The organism is Mesotoga infera (assembly GCA_011045915.1).
In the GTDB taxonomy this organism is placed as follows: Bacteria; Thermotogota; Thermotogae; order Petrotogales; family Kosmotogaceae; genus Mesotoga; species Mesotoga infera_D.
In genome coordinates, this window is record DSBT01000408.1 from 1 (window position 1) to 6821 (window position 6821).

A 6821-nucleotide genomic window follows, 5' to 3' on the forward strand; every position below is an offset into this window, starting at 1 on the left:
CCCATTCTGTAGCCGAATCTGGCTTTGTCAAGCATATAAGGGCTTATAGACATGTTCTCCATGCCGCCTGTCAAGACAAGGTCTGCTTCATCGGAGACAATGTCCTGAGCGCCGATCATTGTAGATTTCATCCCGGAACCGCACAGCATGTTGACAAGATATCCCGGACTCTCAATTGGCACGCCTGCTCCGATTGAGACTTGCCTTCCTGGCCCCATGCCCTGATTAGCAGTTAGAATACAGCCCATTATTGTCTCTTCAATGTTCTTAGCATCGACTTTCGAGTGCTCTATTGCCGCTCTCGAAGCAGTCACTCCAAGATCCACCGCCGGAACATCCTTAAGAGTTCCTCCAAAAGTACCGATTGCAGTCCTTTTTGCTCCAACTATGAAGACCTTCTTCATCAAGAAACCTCCTATATCAATCCGATTTCGCTTGCTTGCTTTCTTAGCTCAGATCTGAAATCCGGGTGAGAAACGCTGAGCAATGCTTCCACTCTTTGGAAGACATTGAGACCCTTCAATCTCGCCAATCCAAACTCCGTCACCACATAATCGATATCCTGCCTGGGAACAGTCACCGGTGAGCCAAGCGGAAGAAGAGGGACGATTGTTGATACGGTGCCCTTCTTTGCCGTCGATCTAAGGGCAATTATTCCCTTGCCATTCTTCGCCATTGAGGCCCCCCTATGTGTGTCAAGCTGCCCTCCGGTGCCGCTGTAATGTCTCGTTCCAATTGCTTCAGAACAAACCTGCCCGGTTAGATCGACAGATATCGCGGTGTTTATCGAGACCATGTTGTCGTTTTGTGCTACAACGTAGGGATCATTCACATAGTTTCCCCTCAGGAGGAGCACCCCGGGATTATCTTCTATGAATGAGTACATTTCCTTCGTCCCCAGTGCAAAAGTTGCAATAAACTTTCCAGGCCAGAGACTCTTCTTCCGATTTGTTATTGCTCCTTTTTCGAACAGGTGAATCATCGACTCCGTAAACATCTCGGTATGGATTCCAAGGTCGTGCTTGTCTTCCATAAGCTTTGCGACGGCATTTGGAATGCCCCCGATTCCGATCTGCAGAGTAGAACCATCTTCAACAAGCGACGAAATGTGACCCGCAATACTCATCTCCGTTTCTGAAGGCTCAGTATCCGGCAGTTCGGGGATTTCGAAACTGTTCTCGATCACATAGTCGACTTCGCTTATGTGTACATGAGTATCTCCGTGAGTTTTCGGGGCCTTCTCATTCACTTCCATAATTATCATCTTCGCGTTCTCAACCATGTCTCTTTCGTACACGGTGGATAAAGAAACAGTCATGTACCCATTTTTGTCCATCGGAGAGGCGACTCCCCAGAAGATGTCTGGTGTATTTGCCATGATCCTTTCAACACCGGCAGTGTGAAGATTGTTCGGGATGTAGGTAACTGTTCTCAGACCGTTACTGACTGCCTTCCTGGCACCCACCGAGTGGAACCAGGACTCGTTCAGAAACTTACCTTCGTATTCCTTATTTACAAAGAAGGGATACTCCCCAATGTTCAAACAAGTAGCAACGGCCACATTCTCAACATTCTCAACCCTGTGGAGGTTCTTCAGGAGTCCCTGAGCTTCCATGGCGGCCATGCTTGTAACAATCTTCGTGTTTGATCTGATTTTCTTCAAACCTTCCTCAATCGATATCTTTTTCTTCCTGTATTCACCATTCCAGTTCAACTAAAAGCACCTCCATAACCTTTTGCCATAAGAGAAGCCAGCTCTACCAGATATTCATTCCATTTCTCATAGTCATTCTCTTTGCCGAAAAGCAGATCAAGACCCATGAAGTGTCCTATTCCCATGAGGAAAACTCCCAGATCTCGAGAGTCTATTGGCTTAATCTCATCCATCAACCTTGCTTCTTCAAGAGCGTTGATATAAGATGTGAGAAGTCTTTCATAATAGAAACGACCCGTCTCGGGCTGCACAAACTCAGATTCGCGTACTATGTTATAGAGCTCCTTGTGAACATCCATGAAAAGCAGAAATGCTTTGTATGACCTTATCTCTCTGTTAAGTCTTCCTTCTACCCCGGAGACTGCATCTCTCATCGTTCTTCTTAGACTCCTGTTTGCTTGATATACGAGTTCTTGAAGCAGTTTCTCTTTGCTCTCGAAATGTAGATAGAACGTGCCCTGACCATAGCCTGCCCTGCTCGTAATATCATAAATGGAGGTCTCAAAGTATCCCTTCTCTCCCATAAGACGCTCAGCGGCTAACAGGATGACTTCCTTCGCTTTGGAAGCGCTGCTCACCTTCGCTCTGTCTAGAGAAAAATCCAGCGCACTACTATCTAGATGTTCTGATTTCACAAAACCACCAAGAGTGAAATCCACGAGCGACTTTACTGTCGAATCGGGAACCCTAGTCCCGTTGTAAATAATCCAGTAGATAGCAGTAAATCTTGAACTTCCCACCAGGAACCACATTTTCGGCATCGAAAGCGGGGGCTGATCTACCGGCACTGTTGAAAGCAGCGCATCCTTGTAAGTTCTGTCAACAGAACTTTCAACATCTGGAAACCTGTACTCGGCTTCGTGAAAGGCTGTAAATTTTTTTCTCGATTCCCACAAAATGTCGAAAACCGTCCTGTATAGATTGAAGAACTTCTCTCTCGCATCTCGACCCGCTATCGATTTTGCAGCAGATTCGAATTCGGTCTTTATGTCCTGGACTATTTCCTTGAACACCTGTTCCTTTCCGGTGTAATGTCTGTAGAATGCACCGTTGGACAGTCCACAGGTCCTGCATATGTTGGCCACGGATGTCATTTCGAAACCCAGACGGCTGAATAGGTCTTCAGCCGCCTGCTTTATCTGAAGTCTTGTTCTCTCGCTTCGAGAGATCTTCAAATTACGAGACCCCCATCTACGCCAATTACCTGGCCAGTCAAATAACTTGATTCATCGGAAATCAAGAAGAAATAGACATCTGCAATTTCCTCAGGGAGTCCCATTCTCTTCAGAGGAATTTTTTCTTCGAGCGCCGTCAGGATCTTCTCAGGCATTTTCTCAGTCATGGGAGTCTTAATGAATCCAGGCGCCACGGCGTTTACTCTGATTTTCGCACCCTTTCTCGTCAGTTCCTTAGCCCAGCTCTTCGTCATGGCTATTACTCCTCCCTTTGAAGCGGAGTAATTCGACTGACCAATGTTGCCATATACGCCAACGATTGAAGAGGTGTTGACTATAGAACCCTGACCTTGGTCAAGCATCACTGGAGCAACCGCCTGAGTCATGTTGAATACACCCTTCAGGTTCACATCAATGACCAGGTCCCAATCTTCTTCACTCATTCTCTGAATCAGCGCATCCCTGGTTACTCCTGCATTGTTTACAAGGCCATCGATGTGCCCGAATTCACTCTTAATTTCCTTTATCAACTCAGCTATTGCTGGTCTGTCTGTAACGTTAAGCTTCTTGGGGATCACTTTGCCTGGAAGCGCGGAGAACTCCGTCTTCAGACTTTCAAGCCCTTCGACATCCATATCACAGGCATAGACTATGGCACCCTCTCGAGTGAACTTTTCCACTGCCGCTCTACCAAGACCACTTGCGCCACCAGTAATAATGACAACCTTACCTTCCATTCTCACTTTTTCGCCTCCTAAAATCTGCCCCATTTGACGGTCGTTGCGGCCCAGACGAAACCTAACCCGGCACCAACCATAACCACCACGTCACCATCTTTAATCTTTCTGTCTCTCAAACCCAATTCAATTGAGAGAATCTGATCGTTCTGCCCAAGATGGCCGTAGTAATCAAGGTAAGTACTTTGATCTTCCTTCAGTCCAAGCTCTTCAAGTACTGCAAAATGAGCCGATCTCTTGAAATGTAAAATCGCTAGATAATCGATATCACTTTGTGAGTAACCACTTTTTTTGAGCGACTCTCTTATAACCCAGTAGAAGTTGGGCATAGTTGTCTCGCCAAGACGTTTCTTGAATTCCGCAGTGTCTCCCTGTACAGAGAAATGATAGTTCAACGCGTCTTCTGGATTCATAGGCCATTTTTTCGTTCCTCCGACGGGCACCACGCATAACTCCGAAAATGAACCGTCACCTTTAAAGGCAGAGGAAAGAACAATATTCTCTTCATGACCTTTCTTCAAAACGACTGCAGCTCCGCTAGCGCCAACGTCAAGCATGAAAGATGTCGAGGGCTCGGCTAGACTCATGAGATCGACATTTCTGTACCCGCTCACAAGAAGAACTGTGTCGATATCGTCGCGCGCTATCATAAGACTCTTTGCTACGTCAATACCTGCCATCATAGATCCACACATCGCTTCCATGTCAAAAGACCACGCGTTGACGGCACCGATTTCGTCAGCAACCTTTAATCCCGCCAGCCAGCATGGATAGTCTTTATGTTGGGCGCCATTCCAAATAATTAGATCAATATCTTTGGGATCAGTACCGGCGTTCTTAAGAGCTTTCAACGCTGCTTTAATCCCCAGATTGCTTGTTGTATCCTGGGGACCGGGCATCAATCTTCTCTTCACTCCAAACTTCAGTTCGATTACGTCTCGGGGAATTCCTGTAGCCTCCGCAATCTCATCTGGAGTCATGAATCCTTCAGGTATGTATGTCCCGATTCCAGCTATTCCAATTTTCGGAACTGAACCCACTAAGATCACCTCACATAATCTGCGCGTCATGAATCATCTCTCATAAATGAAAGATGAATCATCTCTCACTTTTAGAATACACTAAACTGCTCCGATTACTAAGTGCAATGAGCGCTGTCTAATGATGATTATCGATGAAAGAAGATGAATAACTCCAATAATGTCACTTTTTCTAACGATTCTTAAGTACGAAGCCGATAGTTGCCGTCATGAATTCTTCCGATTTTTCAAGAAAAGCTCCGTGACCGGCATCCTTTATAACAAGAAATTCTGAGTTTCTGACTCTTTCATGGATCATTTTCATTTCTTCTATTGGGGTAATGATGTCCCGATCGGCGCCAATAAGTAGAGTTGGGCACTGAATTTCATCTAGTTCGTCCAAAACATTGAAATCGGGATTTGAAGAGATAAGTCTAATGAACCCTTCGAACCATTGTCTGTCAAGTGTTGATTTGAACATCTTCTGACGTTCCTTCAGCCATGCAAGGTTTCGATTGTAGAAGTAATCTGAGTAGATGAAAGGTATTGCAAGTTTGAAAAATCGCTCGCCGTCGAAAAGCTCTGCCGCTTCCTTCCATGCTTCGCCGAGTTCTGCGAGATATGGAGAGATCCTTGCCGGAGTGTTTGCAAGCACTAATGATTTGACTCTGTCGGGATTGCCAATAGCCAGCATTTCTGCGACCTGTCCGCCATAGGATAGGCCAACTATGTTTGCTTTGGCAATCTTAAGATGATCTAGAAGATCGACAACATCACTGACATGAACGGAGATGTGGTATTGCAGTTCCTTTCTTTCTGACCGGCCCTGATCTCTGAAGTCCATCAAGATAAGTCTGAAGTGCTTGGAGAAACCCGAAATGAAACTTGACCATGATGGGGTTGACATCATAATGCCGTTCAGTATTAGAAGCGGTGCGTTCTTCTCGCTTCCATGTTCTTCAAAGTAAATCTGTGTGCCATCCGTTGTTTTGAGTAGTGACATATCTTCACCTCCATAATGATTATTGCACCGATTCGGGCAGTTAGTCAAAACACTGCCCTTTGATGATAAACTCATAGAGTAGAGCCAAACACGATGCCGAGATCACAGAATTATTCGAAGAAGGGATGGTCTGAATGTCGAAATTCATGAAGGATATGTTGGAACAACCCGAAGCGGTCAGAAAGCTTATCTCAACTTCCGACGTTACCTCCGCAAAAGCAGAGGGGCTGGACTTTCATAAAGTTTTGTTCACAGGAATGGGGGCGTCTCTCCACGCTGCGGAAGTGGCCGCTTCCTATCTCAGATCCTCCGGTATCGACGCAGTGAGCGCAGAGATGTCCGAGATAATCTCTTATGCATCCGATGAACTACTCAAAAGATATACAACAATTTTCTTAATAAGCCAGTCTGGGGAAAGCGCTGAACTGATAAGATTCATCCAAGACAACAGGGACCTCTTACGAAGGATGGCACTAATAACAAACAGCTGCCAGAGCAGTGCCTCAAAGCATTTCCCTGATGATAGAGTTTTCCTTCTCAATGCAGGTGACGAAAGATCAATGGGAGCCACAAAGACCTTTGTAAATAGTATGGTTTTGATGCTGATAATCGCAGCTTCTAAGACGGCAAGGCGGATGGACTTCTCCAAACTGCCTTCCAGGATGGAGGAAGCTCTCACACTTGATGTCTCGTGGCTCGCGTCTCTCCTCTCTGAAAGCAGGGAGAGGATACTTGTGGCCAGAGGATTTGGAATCGGGGTGGGCAGGATGGCAAGACTAATGTTTGCTGAAGTTGCGAAAATCAGCTTGATATTCTACACAGGCGCCGCTTTCAGGCATGGCCCCGTTGAGCTGTTGATAGACAAACCAGTGGTCCTTACTCTTAATCCAACCGGAGCCACTTACGACTTAATGAAGGAACTCCACAGTGATATTTCTGACAAGTGTGACTTGATAACTCTTTCTAACTCAAGAGAGGAGAGCGTTGAGACCGTATTTACTTCCGAGGGCCTCGATGAGGTGCTTGCATCGATTCCTATGATGAATGTCCTTCAAAAAACTGTGGAAGAGATAGCCCGAAAGAGGGGATTTGATCCCGGAGCCGGAGTGTATGGGAAGAAGGTTACTACCAAAGAGTAGCCTGATATCACTATCACTGTTCTTCAATAAGGCC

Annotated in this window: 7 protein-coding genes; 1 reads left to right on the top strand and 6 read right to left on the bottom strand. The window is 45.9% G+C overall.

Annotated elements, in window-relative coordinates; genetic code table 11:
* The 6 genes from ENN47_13120 to ENN47_13145 form a co-directional block, all read right to left on the bottom strand.
* Positions 1–404 (bottom strand): acetyl-CoA C-acyltransferase (locus ENN47_13120; protein HDP79087.1); only part of this gene is annotated, 404 nt, incomplete at its 3' end.
* Between the two features lie 11 nt (positions 405–415).
* Positions 416–1714: an acetyl-CoA hydrolase/transferase family protein gene (locus ENN47_13125; protein ID HDP79088.1), complete on the bottom strand. Its 1299-nt coding sequence runs from the start codon at positions 1712–1714 to the stop codon at positions 416–418.
* Positions 1711–2889, bottom strand: coding sequence for a TetR/AcrR family transcriptional regulator (locus tag ENN47_13130; GenBank protein HDP79089.1), 1179 nt, complete (start codon positions 2887–2889; stop codon positions 1711–1713). The genes ENN47_13125 and ENN47_13130 overlap by 4 nt, the downstream gene beginning before the upstream one ends.
* Positions 2886–3632 carry a 3-oxoacyl-[acyl-carrier-protein] reductase gene (gene fabG, locus ENN47_13135; GenBank protein HDP79090.1) on the bottom strand — a complete coding sequence of 249 codons (747 nt, stop codon included), beginning with the start codon at positions 3630–3632 and terminating at the stop codon, positions 2886–2888. Before fabG ends, ENN47_13130 begins: the two co-directional genes overlap by 4 nt.
* A gap of 11 nt (positions 3633–3643) precedes the next feature.
* On the bottom strand, positions 3644–4696 hold the full coding sequence (locus ENN47_13140) for a 3-oxoacyl-ACP synthase (GenBank protein ID HDP79091.1): 1053 nt from the start codon (positions 4694–4696) through the stop codon (positions 3644–3646).
* Positions 4697–4838: 142 nt separating this feature from the next.
* Complete coding sequence (locus ENN47_13145) at positions 4839–5648, bottom strand: alpha/beta hydrolase (protein HDP79092.1); 810 nt, start codon at positions 5646–5648, stop codon at positions 4839–4841.
* 134 nt (positions 5649–5782) lie between these two features.
* Here ENN47_13145 and ENN47_13150 point away from each other — a divergent pair, with 134 nt between their 5' ends.
* Entirely contained in the window at positions 5783–6787 is a 1005-nt protein-coding gene (locus ENN47_13150) for an SIS domain-containing protein (protein HDP79093.1), read from the top strand.
* Positions 6788–6821 lie beyond the last annotated feature (34 nt).

Excerpts from the sequence above, each read along its gene's own strand:
- ENN47_13150 (HDP79093.1), top strand. The coding sequence starts at position 5,783 with ATGTCGAAATTCATGAAGGATATGTTGGAACAACCCGAAGCGGTCAGA.
- ENN47_13140 (HDP79091.1), bottom strand. The coding sequence starts at position 4,696 with ATGACGCGCAGATTATGTGAGGTGATCTTAGTGGGTTCAGTTCCGAAA.
- ENN47_13145 (HDP79092.1), bottom strand. The coding sequence starts at position 5,648 with ATGTCACTACTCAAAACAACGGATGGCACACAGATTTACTTTGAAGAA.